The organism is Methylopila henanensis, assembly GCF_042681025.1.
In the GTDB taxonomy this organism is placed as follows: domain Bacteria; phylum Pseudomonadota; class Alphaproteobacteria; order Rhizobiales; family Methylopilaceae; genus Methylopila; species Methylopila henanensis.
This window is the reverse complement of record NZ_JBHUER010000004.1, coordinates 296,162-310,901: the sequence shown is the minus strand read 5'-3', so window position 1 is coordinate 310,901 and position 14,740 is coordinate 296,162. Positions and strand designations below refer to the sequence as shown.

Here is a 14,740-nt window from a genome sequence, read left to right as displayed (position 1 = left end):
GCGCAGCCGTCGGCGACGCCGCGTCCTCGACCGGGGGCGAGAGCCTCGCTCGCCGCCGCCCGTCCCTCATCGCCACCGTGATTGGATTGCAAATCATTTGCACTTGCAGATCTGGCCAGGCGACGCGATAGTCGCACCTGCAAGTCAATCGCAATAAGGGAGCTTTCATGCTGACGGGCTCGAGGCGCTGGGTCGGAGCGGTCATGGCGGGCGCGATCGTGGCGGGGTTCTGGCCCTCCGCGGCCGCCGCCGAGAAGTTCAAGGCCGTGACGACCTTCACGATCATCGCCGACATGGCCCGCAACGTCGCCGGAGACGCGGCCGTCGTCGAATCGATCGCCCGGCCCGGCGCCGAGATCCACAATTACGCGCCGACGCCGGGCGACATCCGCCGGGCGCAGGGCGCGAAGCTGATCCTGTGGAACGGGCTCAATCTCGAGCTCTGGTTCGAAAAGTTCTTCCAGAACCTGAAGGACGTGCCGGAAGCGGTGGTCTCCAACGGCGTCGAGCCGATGAGCATCTCGGACGGACCCTATGCGGGCAAGCCCAACCCCCACGCCTGGATGTCCCCGACGAACGCCCTGATCTACGTCGACAACATCCGCGACGCGTTCGTGGCGCACGACCCCGGCAACGCCACGACCTACAGGGCCAACGCCGAGGCGTACAAGGCGAGGATTCAGGCCGCGATCGGACCGATCCGGGAGAAGCTCGACCGGATCCCGGAGGACAAGCGCTGGCTGGTGTCGAGCGAGGGCGCCTTCTCCTACCTCGCGCGCGATTTCGGCCTGAAGGAGCTCTATCTCTGGCCGATCAACGCCGACGAGCAGGGCGCGCCCCAGCAGGTCCGCAAGGTGATCGACGCCGTCAAAGCCCAGAAGATCGTGGCGGTGTTCAGCGAGAGCACGGTGTCCGACAAGCCGGCGCGCCAGGTCGCCCGCGAGACCGGGGCCGTCTATGGCGGCGCGCTCTATGTCGACTCGCTGAGCGACGCCCGTGGCGAGGTCCCGACCTATGTCGACCTGCTGCGCGTCACGTCGGACACGATCGCGAAGGGCCTCGCGGAGGGCCTCACGCAGTGACGGCCGACGTCGGCGCGCAGGCTCAAAGCCTGGACGCGGGGTCCGGCATCGCGGTGCGCGGCGCGACCGTGACCTATCGCAACGGCGTCACCGCGCTCCGCGACGCGAGCTTCGAGATCCCGACCGGCGCGATCGCGGCGCTGGTCGGCGTCAACGGCTCCGGCAAGTCGACGCTGTTCAAGGCTATCATGGGATTCCTGACGCTCGCTGCAGGCGACATCCGCGTGCTCGGCATGTCGGTGCCCGAGGCGTTGCGGAAGAATCTGGTGGCCTACGTGCCCCAGGCCGAAGAGGTCGACTGGAGCTTCCCGGTCCTGGTCGAGGACGTGGTGATGATGGGCCGCTACGGCGGCATGGGCTTTCTGCGCATCCCGCGCGCCGCGGACCACGCCGCGGTCGAGGCCGCGCTCGCCCGCGTCGACATGAGCGCGTTCCGCAAGCGCCAGATCGGCGAGCTTTCAGGCGGCCAGAGGAAGCGCGTCTTCCTCGCCCGCGCGCTGGCGCAGGAGAGCCGCGTCATCCTGCTCGACGAGCCCTTCACGGGCGTCGACGTCAAGACCGAGGACCAGATCATCGCGCTCCTGCGCGAACTGCGCGACGAGGGCCGGGTAATGCTGGTCTCGACCCACAATCTCGGCTCGGTGCCGGAGTTCTGCGACCGCGTCGTCCTCATCAAGGGCACGGTGCTGGCCCATGGGCCGACCGAAGAGACCTTCACGCAGGCGAACCTCGAACGGGCGTTCGGCGGGGTGCTCAGGCATTTCGTCCTGAACCAGCCGCATGGCGGGGCGTCGGCGCCGTTCGGCGTGTTCACCGACGACGAGCGGCCGCTGATCCTGCGTCAGGGCCGGGCCGCCACGCGCACGCCCGAGACCGCCGCGGCGGACCGGCCGTGACCGCCGGCCTGCTCGAACCGTTCGCCTACGGCTACATGCTGAACGCCATGTGGGTGTCGGCGCTCGTCGGCGGGGTCTGCGCGTTCCTGTCCTGCTACCTGATGCTGAAGGGCTGGTCGCTGATCGGCGACGCGCTGTCCCATTCGATCGTGCCGGGCGTCGCGGGCGCCTACATGCTCGGCCTGCCGTTCGCGATCGGAGCCTTCTTCTCCGGCGGGCTCGCGGCCGCCGCGATGCTGTTCCTGAACCAGCGCACGAAGCTGAAGGAGGACGCGATCATCGGGCTGATCTTCTCCTCCTTTTTCGGGCTCGGCCTGTTCATGGCGTCGCTGTCGCCGATGTCGGTCAACATCCAGACGATCGTGCTCGGCAACGTGCTGGCCATCACCCCCGAAGACACGCTGCAGCTCGCCGTCATCGGCTTCGTGTCGCTCGCGATCCTGCTGGCCAAATGGAAGGACCTGATGGTCGTGTTCTTCGACGAGAGCCACGCGCGAACGATCGGACTGAACCCGACGCGGCTGAAGATCCTGTTCTTCGCGCTGCTGTCGGCCTCGACCGTCGCAGCGCTGCAGACGGTGGGCGCCTTCCTCGTCATCGCCATGGTGGTGACGCCCGGCGCGACCGCCTATCTGCTCACCGACCGCTTCCCGCGCCTGCTCGCGATCGCGGTCGCGATCGGCGCAATCACCAGCTTCGCGGGCGCCTATCTCAGCTACTTCATCGACGGCGCGACCGGCGGCGTCATCGTCACGCTGCAGACCCTGATCTTCCTCGCGGCGTTCCTGCTCGCGCCCAAGCACGGCATGATCGCCGCCCGCCGGCGCGCGGCGCAGGCCGCGGGGGCGGCGCGATGAGCGTCGTCGAACTTCTGGCCGAGCCGTTCCGCTTCGATTTCATGGTGACGGCGCTCGTGATCGCGACGCTGATCGCGATCCCGATGGCGTTGCTGTCCTGCTTCCTCGTCATCAAGGGCTGGTCGCTGATGGGCGACGCGATCAGCCACGCGGTCTTCCCCGGCGTGGTGATCGCCTATGTCGTCGGCCTCCCCTACGCCGTCGGCGCCTTCGCGGCCGGCATGCTCTGCGCGGTCGCGACCGGCTTCCTCAAGGACAACAGCCGCGTCAAGCAGGACACCGTGATGGGCGTCGTGTTCTCCGGCATGTTCGGCTTCGGGCTGGTCCTCTACGTCAAGCTCCGGCCGGACGCGCATCTCGACCTCATCCTGTTCGGCGACATGCTCGGCGTGTCGTGGCGCGACATCGGCGAGGCGGCGCTGGTCTCGGCGATCACGGCCGGGATCATCGGGCTGAAATGGAAGGATTTCCTGCTGCACGCCTTCGACCCGACGCAGGCGAAGGCCGTCGGCCTGCGGGTCGGGCTGCTGCATTACGGCCTGCTCGCGCTGATCTCGCTGACCGTCGTTGGCGCGCTCAAGGCCGTCGGGCTGATCCTCGCCATCGCCATGCTGATCGCGCCGGGGGCGATCGCCTTCCTGGTCACCCGCCGCTTCAGCGCGATGCTGATCGTCGCCGTGGCGGTCGCGACCGTCGGCTCCTTCTCCGGCGTCTACCTCTCGTTCTTCATCGACAGCGCGCCCGCGCCGACCATCGTGCTGACGCTTTCGGCCGCGTTCGTCGCGGCCTTCGTCCACGCCACGCGCAAGGCGGCCCGCCTCGGCCGGACGCAGGCCGCGACGGCCGCCCAGACCGACGCGTAGGGCGCGGCGGCGCGGCTCGCCAATGGAATCGGAAAGGTCGGGTGGCGTCAGGGGATCGCGCGGACCGCGACCGCGGCGGCGGCGGCGCGGTTCTCGACGCCGAGCTTCACGAAGATCTGCTCAAGATGCTTGTTCACCGTGCGCGGGCTCATGCCGAGGATATCGCCGATGTCGCGGTTCGACTTTCCGCGCGCGATCCAGAGCAGCACCTCGGCCTCGCGCGCCGTCACCCCGAGCTTCTCCCGGAAGATCGCCGCCTGGTCCGATCCGCTTTCCTCGGTGATCCTGAGCAGCGTCTCGTCGCGGTCGGCGCGGCCGACGAAGGCGACGGCGAGCGTGCGCCGCCCCTCCTCGATCGTCAGCGTGACGGCGTTCTGGTCGCTGCGGCCTTCCGCGCGGGCGGCGAGCCAGCGCGACACCGCCTTGGGAAGCTCGGCGTCCGTCGCCTCCGCCCCCTTGGCGAGCGCGAGCAGCCGGCTCGCCTGCGGGGTCGACCAGACCAGCAGGCCCGCGGAGTTCGCCGCGAACAGGAAGCGGCCGGTCGTGTCGAGCGCGGCGCGGGCGCTGCGGGACTTGCGGGCGTTGCCGATGTGGACGCGGATGCGCGCGACGAGTTCGTCGACCACGATCGGCTTCGTCACGTAGTCGACGCCGCCGGCCTCGAGCCCCTCTACGATGTGGTCGGTCTCCTTCAGCCCGGTCATGAAGACGATCGGCACGTCGGCGAGCGCGGGCAGCCGCTTCAGGCGGCGGCAGGCCTCGAAGCCGTCCATGCCGGGCATCACCGCGTCGAGCAGCACGAGGTCGGGCGCCGCGTGGCCGACCGCCGCGATCGCACCCGCGCCGTCGGTCGCGACAAGCGCGATCATGCCGGCGCCCTCGAGCGCGGCGGTCAGCATGGCGAGGGTCTCGGGGCTGTCGTCGACGACGAGCACGACCGTGCGGCGCGCGGCTTCAGACATCGCGGCGGTCCGGCCCGGCGTCCAGCAGCGCCATGTAGCCGCGGAGGTCGAACACCCTGATCTTCTCGCGCGCCGCCGCCACGAAGGCGCGCGCGTCGGTCTCCATGGTCTCGACTTCGGCGAGCTTCGCCTCGATGCCGCTGACGAAGCCCATCTCGCCGAGCCGCGTCAGCTCCTCGAGGTGCCGGGCCGAGGGGCGGACCGGAGCTCCGGCCGGCGCGGCCGCGGCCTCGCCGGGGTTCTCGGTCACGAAAGTGACGCGCAGCAGCGTCTCGACGCTGCGCAGCAGCGCCTGGAGGTCGACGGGCTTGGCGATCGCGCCGTCGTGGTCCGGCGGGCGGCCGGCGGCGAAGCTGGCGTCGCCGAGATTGGCCGACATCATCACGATCCTGACGCCCGGATCCTCCTCGCGCAGGCGCTTCGCCGCCTCCCAGCCGGACAGGCCCGGCATCGAGACGTCGAGCAGAACGAGGTCGGGCGCCTGTTCGCGGGCGAGCGACAGCGCCGAAGGGCCGTCGGTCGCGACGCGCACCTCGAAGCCGAGCGGCTCCAGCGTCTCGCGCATCAGATTGCGCTGATCGGCGTCGTCGTCGACCACGAGGACGCGGCGGCGGCGGCCGAGATAGCCGACCGTCCGCCGCGCCGGCGCGATGGGCCGCCGCGCGTCGGCGACATGCGGAAGCATCAGCTTCACGCGGAAGGTGCTGCCTTGGCCGGGGGCGCTCTCAAGCGAGATTTCGCCGCCCATGATCTCGACCAGAAGCTTGGTGATGGTGAGGCCGAGCCCCATGCCGGGCTGCAGCGAGGCGAGCGGTCCGGCGCCGCGCTCGAACGGCTCGAACACACGCTGGCGGTCCTCGGGCGGAATGCCGTGGCCGGTGTCCGCGATCTCGAAGCGCGCGACCTGGCTGCGGTAGGAGACCCGGAACGTCACCGTTCCGGCGTCGGTGAACTTCACGGCGTTGGACAGCAGGTTGATCAGCACCTGCCGCAGCCGCTTGCCGTCGCCGCGCACCACCGGCGGCAGCGCGCCCTCGCCCTCGAACACGAAGGCGACGCCCTTCGCGGCGGCCTGCAGGCGGAACATGTCGGCGAGCTGTTCGAGGAAGTCGCGGGTCCAGATCTCGTCCCGCGCGAGCTTCAGCCGGCCGGCCTCGACCTTGGCGATGTCGAGCAGCCCGTCGAGCAGGCCGGCGAGATGCTCGGCGCTCCGGCGGATGACGCGCACGCCCTTGTGGGCGCCGGGCGTGAGCCCGGACTCGGCGTCGAGCAGCTGGGCGTAGCCGAGCACGGCGTTGAGCGGGGTGCGGAGCTCGTGGTTGATGCCGACGACATAGCGGCTCTTCGCGAGATTGGCCGCCTCGGCCACCTCCTTGGCGCGCTGGAGGGCGGCGTCGGTCTTCCGGTGTGCCTCGATCTCCCGCATCAGCGCCGACGTCTGCCTCGCGGTCTCGTCCTGCGCGATCTCGCGGCTCTCATGGGCGAGAACGAACAGCCACGCGGCGACGCCCGCGCAGATGGTGAGGATCAGGAACACCGCCCACAGCGTGCCGGCGATGACGGCCGACTGCTCCGGCGCCGCGCGCGCGGCGAGGAAATGGACCAGCAGCAGCGCGAGGCCGAGGATCCCGGCGAGCGTCGCGAACACGCCGAAGAAATGGCCGTTGCGCGTGGTGAGCCGCGCGATCCACGGCGCCGGGAGGAGAGCGGTCAGGAGGCCCACGACCTGCGCCTGATAGCGCGCGTGCGGCTTGCAGCCGTCGCGGCAGCGCGCGTCGATCGAGCAGCACAGCGAGCAGATCGCGCCGCCATAGACCGGGCAATGGGCCATGTCCTCGGGCTCGAACGCGTTCTCGCAGACCGAGCAGACGAGCGAGGGCTTCAGCCGCCACTGCGCGCGGGGCTTTCGCGCGAGGTAGAACCGGCCCCGGGTCGCGACCGCGATCAGCGGGGCGGCGACGAAGGCGACCGACAGCGCGACGAGCGGGGCGAAGGCCTGGGCGTAGGCGCCGAAGACGCCGAGAAAGGCCGCGACCGCGGCCGCCGTGGCGATCGTCATCGCGCCGACGCCGACCGGATTCACGTCGTAGAGATGGGCGCGCTTGAACTCGATGCGCGGCGGGCTCAGGCCGAGCGGTTTGTTGACCGCGAGGTCGGCCACCAGCGCCCCGACCCAGGCGACCGCGACGACCGAATAGAGCCCGAGCGTCTGCTCGAGCGTCTTGTAAATGCCGGCCTCCATCAGCAGCACGGCGATCGCAACGTTGAAGAACAGCCAGACGATCCGGCCGGGATGGGCGTGGGTGAGGCGCGAGAAGAAGTTCGACCAGGCGATCGAGCCGGCGTAGGCGTTCGTCACGTTGATCTTGAGCTGCGAGACCATGACGAAGGCGCCGGTGAGCGCGAGCGCGACCTCAGGCGACGAGGTCACGTAGCCGAAGGCCACGAGATACATCTGGGTCGGCTCACCGGCGTGTTCGGCCGGCGCGCCCTTCGAGATCGCGAGCGCGGCGAGGAACGAGCCGATCAGCATCTTGACGGCGCCCGGCACGATCCAGCCCGGCCCCGCGGCGATCAGCGCCGCCCACCAGGCGATGCGGCTCGAGGTCCGCCGCTCCGGCATGAAGCGCAGGATGTCGACCTGCTCGCCGATCTGCGCCACGAGCGCGAACACCACGGCGCCCGCCGCCCCTACGCCGAGCAGGTCGAGGCCGCCGCCATGGGCGGTCCACCCCTCGTAGCCGATCCAGGACGCGAAGCTGCCGTCGTCCTGAAACGCGATGGAGATCAGCGGGATGAGATGCAGCGCGATCCACAGCGGCTGGGTCCAGACCTGGAAGCGGCTGATCCAGGCGATGCCGTGGGTCACGATCGGGATCACCACGATCGCGCTCACCACGTAGCCGATCGACAGCGGCAGGCCGAAGCAGAGCTGCAGCGCGAAGGCGAGGATCGCGGCCTCGATCGCGAAGAAGATGAAGGTGAAGGAGGCGTAGATCAGCGAGGTGATGGTCGAGCCGATGTAGCCGAAGCCCGCGCCGCGGGTGAGCAGGTCGATGTCGAGCCCGTCGCGCGCCGCGTAATAGGCGATGGGCAGGCCGGTCAGGAAGATCAGCGCCGAGACGCCGAGGATGGCGACGAGCGCGTTCTCGAAGCCGTAGGCGAGCGTTACCGCGCCGCCGATCGCCTCGAGCGCGAGGAACGACACGGCGCCGAGCGCGGTGTTTCCGACCCGCACCGCGGTCCACTTCCGCGCCTTCTTCGCAGTGAAGCGGAGCGCGTAATCTTCGAGCGTCTCGTCGCCGACCCACTGGTTGTAGCGACGGCGCGTGGGAACGATCCGCAGGCGCTCGGTCATCGCCGGCCTCGCGCCCGTCGTGGCTTCGTCCCCGCGTTGCGTCGCAATACCCGCCCCTGTCCGCTCGGCGTCCCGCATCTCGTCGAGCAAGCCCCGCGCCAGTTTTTTGTCCCTGAACGGATATCCCGAAAAGACGAGCGCCTGCGCGAGCGTAGCGCATGATAGGAGCGCCTCCGAAGGCGCTGGTATACGTCATCCGACGTATATGTTGCGACGCAAAACCCGGTCCAGCCTGCGGTCAGACGCCCATGTCGGGGCGATGTTCGGAGGGGTCGATGTCGGATCGGGACGAGGATCTTCAGTCGCGGCTGCGCCGCCAGCTGCTGATGGGCATGGCGGCCGCGCCGCTCGCGGGCCTCCTGCCGAAGGTCGCGTTCGCGCAGGCGCCGGCCACGTCGGCGGTCAACACCACGGGGCTCGCGGTCACCGACACCGAGGTCACGGTCGGCATCCTGCACTCGGTCACCGGCACGATGGCGATCTCGGAGACCGGCTCCGTGCAGGCCGAGAAGCTCGCGATCGAGCAGATCAACGCGAGCGGAGGCGTGCTCGGCCGCAAGATCAAGTTTATCCAGGAGGACGGCGCCTCCGACTGGCCGACCTTCGCCGAGAAGGCGAAGAAGCTGCTCGTCAACGACAAGTGCGCGGCCGTCATGGGCTGCTGGACCTCGGCGTCGCGCAAGGCGGTGCTGCCGGTGTTCGAGCAGTACAACGGCATGCTGTACTATCCGACCTTCTACGAAGGCCTCGAGCAGTCGAAGAACGTTATCTACACGGGCCAGGAGGCGACGCAGCAGATCATCGCCGGCCTCGACTGGGTGGTGAAGGAGAAGGGCGCCAAGACCTTCTACCTGCTCGGCTCCGACTACATCTGGCCGCGCACCTCGAACAAGATCGCGCGCAAGCACATCGAAAACTTCATGAAGGGCACGAAGGTCGTCGGCGAGGAATACTTCCCGCTCGGCCACACCCAGTTCAACTCGGTCATCAACAAGATCAAGCTGACCAAGCCCGACGTGATCTACGCCATCATCGTCGGCGGCTCGAACGTCGCGTTCTACAAGCAGCTCAAGGCCGCCGGCATCGACATGTCGAAGCAGACGCTGGTGACGATCTCGGTGACCGAGGACGAGATCGACGGCATCGGCGGCGACAACATCGCGGGCGCCTACGCCTGCATGAAGTACTTCCAGTCGCTCGACAATCCGAACAACGCCGAGTTCGTCGCCGCCTTCAAGAAGATGTGGGGCGAGAAGACCGTGATCGGCGACGTGACCCAGGCGGCCTATCTCGGCCCCTGGCTATGGAAACTCACCGTCGAGAAGGCCGGCTCCTTCGACGTCGACAAGGTGGCGGCGGCCTCCGCCGGCATCGAATTCACGAAGGCGCCGGAAGGCTACGTGAAGATCCACGAGAACCACCACCTCTGGTCCAAGACCCGCGTCGGCCTCGCCCAGAAGGACGGTCAGTTCAAGGTGGTCTACGAGAGCCCGGACCTGATCGAGCCGAACCCCTTCCCCAAGGGATACCAGTGATCGGCTAGCGCCGGACGACCCGACGACACGCGTCATCCCGGCCAAGCGGCGCAGCCGCGCCGAGCCGGGATCGTCTCAGGACAAGGCTCGTCATGGTCCGGCTTGACCGGACCATCCATGCCGACCGGAGGCTCGACGCCCGAGACGGATCCTCCGGTCAAGCCGGAGGATGACGAGGTTCCTTCTCATCACGATCCCGGATCGGCCTTCGGCCGTCCGGGATGACGGCCTGACCCTCCGCGGAGAGCCACATGTTCGGCGAATACTCCCTCGGCGATCTCGGATCGATCTTCGCGATGCAGGGCTTCGCGGGGCTGATCCTGTTTTCGGTCTACCTGCTGATGGCTCTCGGCCTCGCGATCATCTTCGGCCAGATGGGCGTCATCAACATGGCCCATGGCGAGTTCATGATCCTCGGGGCCTATGTCACCTGGCTCACCGCCGAGTTCTTCACGAGCCACCTGCCCTCCCTGTTTCCCATCTACTTCTTCGTCGCGATGGCGCTCGCCTTCTGCGCGTCGGGGGCGCTCGGCATGGCGGTCGAATGGGCGCTGATACGACGGCTCTACAAGCGACCGCTCGACACGCTGCTCGCGACCTGGGGCCTGAGCCTCATCCTGCAGCAGGTCTACCGCTCGGTGTTCGGGCCTCGCGAGGTCGGCGTCACGCTGCCCGACTGGATGATGGGCTCGCTCCCCGTCACCGACGTCGTCGAAGTGCAGATCAACGGCCTGTTCGTGATGACGCTCACGCTGCTGATCACGGTCGCGGTGTTCCTCATGATCTTCCGCTCGCGCTTCGGCCAGCAGGTCCGCGCCGTGGTGCAGAACCGCCAGATGGCGGGCGCGGTCGGCATCGACACCGAAAAGGTCGATCGCCTCACCTTCGGCCTCGGCTGCGGCATCGCGGGCGTCGCGGGCTCGGCCTTCACCATGATCGGCTCGACCGGTCCGACGGCCGGCCAGCTCTACATCGTCGACACCTTCCTGATCGTCGTCTTCGGCGGCGCGGCGAGCCTGTTCGGCACCATCGCCTCGGCCTTCTCGATCTCCCAGACGCAGTCGACGCTCGAATTCTTCCTCTCGGGCTCGATGGCCAAGGTGATCACGCTGCTCACCGTGGTCGGCATCCTGATGCTGCGGCCGCAGGGCCTGTTCACCCTCAAGGTCCGGCGCTGAAGGAGCCCACGACGATGACGCGCGCTCCCTCCTTCATGGACCGAAAGGACCTGCTCGCGCTCGCGGCGGTCGCCTTTCTCCTGCTGGTCGTCTTCCCCGTCGCGCTCGACGGGTTCCGGCTGAACCTGGTGGGCAAGTACCTCACCTACGCCTTCGTGGCGGTCGGGCTGGTGCTGTGCTGGGGCTATGGCGGGATCCTGTCGCTCGGCCAGGGCGTGTTCTTCGCGCTCGGCGGCTACGGCATGGCGATGTACCTCAAGCTCGAGGCGTCGTCGGTCGAGAACACCAAGATCCAGTCGACGCCCGGCATTCCCGACTTCATGGACTGGAACCAGATCACCGAGCTGCCGCTGTTCTGGCAGCCGTTCCATTCGTTCCCGCTCACGATCCTGATGATCCTGATCGTGCCTGCTTTCGTCGCTTTCGTCATTGGCTCGGCGATGTTCAAGCGGCGCGTCTCGGGCGTCTATTTCGCGATCATCACCCAGGCGCTCGCCGCCATCGCCACGATCCTGATCATCGGGCAGCAGGGCTACACCGGCGGCGTCAACGGCATCACCGACCTGCGCACGCTCCACGGCTGGGACATCCGCACCGACCACGCGAAGTTCGTCCTCTACTTCGTCAACGCCGCGCTGCTCATTGGCGTGATCTGCCTCGCGATGTTCGTGCGGGACTCGAAGCTCGGCCGCATCCTGGTCGCGATGCGCGAGCGGGAAGACCGGGTGCGGTTCTCCGGCTACTCGGTCGCGAACTTCCAGATCTTCGTGTTCTGCCTCGCGGGCGTGTTCGCCGCGATCGGCGGCGCGATGTTCACGCTGCAGGTCGGCTTCATGTCGCCCTCGCTCGTCGGCATCGTGCCCTCGATCGAGATGGTGATCTTCACCGCGGTCGGCGGCCGGCTCTCGCTGTTCGGCGCGATCTACGGAACGCTGCTGGTCAACTTCGCGAAGACGAGCCTGTCCGAGAGCTTCCCGGAGCTCTGGCTGCTGGGCCTCGGCGGCCTGTTCATCGCGGTGGTGCTGTTCTTCCCGAACGGCCTCGCGGGCCTCTGGCGCGACTACGTGCAGCCCGGCGTCGACCGCGTCTTCCGACTGCGGTCCAAGGATCCGACCGATCCCGCTCACGACGTCGCCAAGCAGGCGGCCTCGACCGCCCCCGCCGAGTGAGGAGGCCGCCATGGTGATCGGCTCGCAGCCCAAGGACTACCTGCTCTCGGTTGAAGGGCTCACCGTCTCCTTCGACGGATTCAAGGCGGTCAACGACCTCTCCTTCTACGTCGACGAGAACGAGATCCGCGTCATCATCGGCCCGAACGGCGCCGGCAAGACCACGGTTCTCGACCTGATCTGCGGAAAGACCAGGGCCACCGGCGGCTCGATCCGCTTCCGCGGCTCGGAACTGACCCGGATGAGCGAGAGCCAGATCGTGCTCGCCGGCGTCGGCCGCAAGTTCCAGACGCCGTCGATCTACGACGACCTGACGATCTTCGAGAACCTGGAGATCTCGTACCCGAAGGGTCGTTCGGTCTGGGGCGCGCTGACCTTCAAGCGCGACCAGGCGGTGCGGGACCGCGTCGACGAGGTCGCGGAGATCATCTTCCTCAAGGACAAGCTGCACGAGCGCGCAGCCTTCCTCAGCCACGGCCAGAAGCAGTGGCTCGAGATCGGCATGCTGCTGATCCAGGACCCCGAGCTTCTGATGCTCGACGAGCCGGTCGCCGGCATGAGCGTGAGCGAGCGGATCAAGACCGCCGAGCTGCTCAACACCATCATCAAGAACCGCTCGGTGCTCGTGATCGAGCACGACATGAAGTTCGTCGAGGACATCGCCCACAAGGTCACCGTGCTCCACCAGGGCAGGATCCTGTCGGAGGGCTCGATGGAGAAGGTGAAGTCCGACCCCAAGGTCGTCGAAGTCTATCTCGGGCATTGAGGAGCGGACGATGCTGGACGTCGAGAACCTGCACGTCGCCTACGGCCAATCGGAAGTCCTGCACGGGATGAACTTCAAGGTCGCGGCCAACGAGATCGTCGCGATCATGGGCCGGAACGGCATGGGCAAGACCACGCTGATGAAGGCGATGATGGGCATCCTGCCCTCGACCGCCGGCGCGATCCGGCTCGGCGGCGAGGACATCGGCGCGCTCAAGAGCCACCAGCGCGTGCGCAAGGGCGTCGCCTACGTGCCGCAGGGGCGAATGGTGTTCTCCACCATGACGGTGAGGGAGAACATCGAGACTGGGCTTACCGCCTCCGGCGACCGCAGCGTGCCGGGCGACATCTACGAGCTCTTTCCCGTTCTGCTTGAGATGAAAGGGCGGCGCGCCGGCAACCTCTCCGGCGGCCAACAGCAGCAGCTCGCCATCGCCCGCGCGCTCGCCACCAAGCCCAAGGTGCTGCTGCTGGACGAGCCGACCGAAGGCATCCAGCCGTCCATCATCCGGGAGATGGCGCGCACGCTTCGCCGCATCCGCGACGAGCGCGGCCTGTCGATCGTCGTCTCCGAGCAGGTGCTGAGCTTCGCGCTCGACGTCGCCGACCGGGTCCTGGTCGTCGAGAACGGCGAGATCGTCCACGACGAGCCGAGAGCCGCGGTCGATGAGGCCAAGGTCTCCAAGTACCTGTCCGTTTGACGGACGGGCTCTGCTTTCACGCCGCGACAAACTCGAAGGGAGCCGTCAGATGACCGAAACGCTGATCAAGGTCGACCTCACCCAGTCGGCCTACGACAACGACATGGTGCACAACCGCTGGCACCCCGACATCCCGATCGTGGCCTGGACCAAACCCGGCGACGACTTCATCATCGAGACCTACGACTGGACCGGCGGCTTCATCAAGAACAACGACGACGCCTCCGACGTCCGCGACATCGACCTCACCATCGTGCACTTCCTGTCGGGGCCGATCGGCGTCGAGGGCGCCGAGCCCGGCGACCTGCTGGTGGTCGAGATTCTCGACATCGGCGCCAAGCCGGACAGCAACTGGGGCTTCAACGGCTTTTTCTCGAAGAACAACGGCGGCGGCTTCCTGACCGAGCACTTCCCCTCGGCCCAGAAATCGATCTGGGACTTCGAGGGCATGTTCACCAAGTCCCGCCACATTCCCGGCGTGCGTTTTCCCGGCCTGATCCATCCGGGCCTGATCGGCTGCCTGCCGGACCCGAAGCTGTTGAAGACCTGGAACGACCGCGAGATCCCCTTCGTCGAGGCCCACAAGGACCGCGTGCCGCCGGTCGGCACCGTGCCGTTCGCGCCGACCGCGCATATGGGCCGGCTCTCGGGCGAGGGCCGCGACAAGGCCGCCGCCGAGGCCGCCCGCACGGTCCCGCCGCGCGAGCACGGCGGCAATTGCGACATCAAGGACCTGTCGCGCGGCTCGAAGGTCTATTTCCCGGTCTACGTGCCGGGCGGCGGCCTCTCCATGGGCGACCTGCACTTCAGCCAGGGCGACGGTGAGATCACCTTCTGCGGCGCGATCGAGATGGCCGGCTGGCTGCATCTCAAGGTCGACGTGATCAAGGACGGCATGTCGAAATACGGGATCAAGAACCCGATCTTCAAGCCGTCGGTGATCACGCCGAAGTATGACGACTACCTGATCTTCGAGGGCATCTCGGTCGACGAGGCCGGCCAGCAGCATTACCTCGACGTCCATGTCGCCTACCGGCAGGCCTGCCTGAACGCGATCGAGTATCTCAAGAAGTTCGGCTACTCGGGCGCCCAGGCCTATTCGATCCTCGGCACGGCGCCTGTGCAGGGCCACATCTCGGGCGTCGTCGACATCCCGAACGCCTGCGCGACGCTGTGGCTGCCGACCAAGATCTTCGAGTTCGACATCAATCCGAGCGCGGCGGGGCCGACCAAGTTCCTGGACGGCTCGATCGACATGCCGCTCGCGCCGGACCTCTGAGAGACCGCGAAACCACGCGTCATCCCGGACGGCGGCGAAGCCGCCGAGCCGGGATCGTCATCCGGAAAGAACGCCTCTTTCCGACGACGGTCCCG

At 67.8% G+C, this 14,740-nt stretch carries 12 protein-coding genes; 10 read left to right on the top strand and 2 right to left on the bottom strand.

The genetic code is table 11. From position 1 onward, the window contains the following. Positions 1-167 precede the first annotated feature (167 nt). Genes ACFSCV_RS07765 through ACFSCV_RS07750 form a run of 4 tightly spaced genes read left to right on the top strand, consistent with a single transcriptional unit; the run spans position 168 to position 3,698 of the window. The gene (locus tag ACFSCV_RS07765; RefSeq protein WP_378798607.1) at positions 168-1,082 is read left to right on the top strand and encodes a metal ABC transporter substrate-binding protein; all 915 of its coding nucleotides are present in this window, start codon (positions 168-170) and stop codon (positions 1,080-1,082) included. Further along, positions 1,079-1,978: a manganese/iron ABC transporter ATP-binding protein gene (locus ACFSCV_RS07760; protein WP_378798605.1), complete on the top strand. Its 900-nt coding sequence runs from the start codon at positions 1,079-1,081 to the stop codon at positions 1,976-1,978. Before ACFSCV_RS07765 ends, ACFSCV_RS07760 begins: the two co-directional genes overlap by 4 nt. Then, positions 1,975-2,835, top strand: a complete 861-nt coding sequence (locus ACFSCV_RS07755; RefSeq protein ID WP_378798603.1) for a metal ABC transporter permease — start codon at positions 1,975-1,977, stop codon at positions 2,833-2,835. Before ACFSCV_RS07760 ends, ACFSCV_RS07755 begins: the two co-directional genes overlap by 4 nt. After that, positions 2,832-3,698: a metal ABC transporter permease gene (locus tag ACFSCV_RS07750; protein ID WP_378798601.1), complete on the top strand. Its 867-nt coding sequence runs from the start codon at positions 2,832-2,834 to the stop codon at positions 3,696-3,698. The genes ACFSCV_RS07755 and ACFSCV_RS07750 overlap by 4 nt, the downstream gene beginning before the upstream one ends. A gap of 47 nt (positions 3,699-3,745) precedes the next feature. On the opposite strand, the gene ACFSCV_RS07745 is transcribed toward ACFSCV_RS07750, so the two are convergent. After that, on the bottom strand, positions 3,746-4,660 hold the full coding sequence (locus ACFSCV_RS07745) for a response regulator (protein WP_378798599.1): 915 nt from the start codon (positions 4,658-4,660) through the stop codon (positions 3,746-3,748). Continuing rightward, entirely contained in the window at positions 4,653-8,018 is a 3,366-nt protein-coding gene (locus ACFSCV_RS07740) for a hybrid sensor histidine kinase/response regulator (RefSeq protein ID WP_378798597.1), read from the bottom strand. The genes ACFSCV_RS07745 and ACFSCV_RS07740 overlap by 8 nt, the downstream gene beginning before the upstream one ends. A 275-nt stretch (positions 8,019-8,293) precedes the next feature. Here ACFSCV_RS07740 and urtA point away from each other — a divergent pair, with 275 nt between their 5' ends. The 6 genes from urtA (at position 8,294) to fmdA (ending at position 14,645) form a co-directional block, all read left to right on the top strand. Next, entirely contained in the window at positions 8,294-9,553 is a 1,260-nt protein-coding gene (gene urtA, locus ACFSCV_RS07735) for an urea ABC transporter substrate-binding protein (protein ID WP_378798595.1), read from the top strand. Positions 9,554-9,804: 251 nt separating this feature from the next. Then, on the top strand, positions 9,805-10,731 hold the full coding sequence (gene urtB / locus ACFSCV_RS07730; protein ID WP_378798593.1) for an urea ABC transporter permease subunit UrtB: 927 nt from the start codon (positions 9,805-9,807) through the stop codon (positions 10,729-10,731). Positions 10,732-10,745: 14 nt separating this feature from the next. Then, the gene (gene urtC, locus ACFSCV_RS07725) at positions 10,746-11,900 is read left to right on the top strand and encodes an urea ABC transporter permease subunit UrtC (RefSeq protein ID WP_378798591.1); all 1,155 of its coding nucleotides are present in this window, start codon (positions 10,746-10,748) and stop codon (positions 11,898-11,900) included. A gap of 10 nt (positions 11,901-11,910) precedes the next feature. Continuing rightward, a complete protein-coding gene (urtD, locus tag ACFSCV_RS07720; RefSeq protein ID WP_378798589.1) occupies positions 11,911-12,666 on the top strand; it encodes an urea ABC transporter ATP-binding protein UrtD in 756 nt (251 codons plus the stop codon). Positions 12,667-12,676: 10 nt separating this feature from the next. Continuing rightward, positions 12,677-13,366: an urea ABC transporter ATP-binding subunit UrtE gene (urtE, locus tag ACFSCV_RS07715; protein WP_378798588.1), complete on the top strand. Its 690-nt coding sequence runs from the start codon at positions 12,677-12,679 to the stop codon at positions 13,364-13,366. Between the two features lie 49 nt (positions 13,367-13,415). Further along, positions 13,416-14,645: a formamidase gene (gene fmdA / locus ACFSCV_RS07710; protein ID WP_378798586.1), complete on the top strand. Its 1,230-nt coding sequence runs from the start codon at positions 13,416-13,418 to the stop codon at positions 14,643-14,645. Positions 14,646-14,740: the final 95 nt, after the last annotated feature.

Bases quoted from the DNA above. Each gene is read 5' to 3' on its own strand.
- urtC (WP_378798591.1), top strand. From the start codon at position 10,746: ATGACGCGCGCTCCCTCCTTCATGGACCGAAAGGACCTGCTCGCGCTC.
- urtE (WP_378798588.1), top strand. From the start codon at position 12,677: ATGCTGGACGTCGAGAACCTGCACGTCGCCTACGGCCAATCGGAAGTC.
- urtA (WP_378798595.1), top strand. From the start codon at position 8,294: ATGTCGGATCGGGACGAGGATCTTCAGTCGCGGCTGCGCCGCCAGCTG.
- urtB (WP_378798593.1), top strand. From the start codon at position 9,805: ATGTTCGGCGAATACTCCCTCGGCGATCTCGGATCGATCTTCGCGATG.
- urtD (WP_378798589.1), top strand. From the start codon at position 11,911: ATGGTGATCGGCTCGCAGCCCAAGGACTACCTGCTCTCGGTTGAAGGG.
- ACFSCV_RS07740 (WP_378798597.1), bottom strand. From the start codon at position 8,018: ATGACCGAGCGCCTGCGGATCGTTCCCACGCGCCGTCGCTACAACCAG.
- ACFSCV_RS07765 (WP_378798607.1), top strand. From the start codon at position 168: ATGCTGACGGGCTCGAGGCGCTGGGTCGGAGCGGTCATGGCGGGCGCG.
- fmdA (WP_378798586.1), top strand. From the start codon at position 13,416: ATGACCGAAACGCTGATCAAGGTCGACCTCACCCAGTCGGCCTACGAC.
- ACFSCV_RS07750 (WP_378798601.1), top strand. From the start codon at position 2,832: ATGAGCGTCGTCGAACTTCTGGCCGAGCCGTTCCGCTTCGATTTCATG.
- ACFSCV_RS07745 (WP_378798599.1), bottom strand. From the start codon at position 4,660: ATGTCTGAAGCCGCGCGCCGCACGGTCGTGCTCGTCGTCGACGACAGC.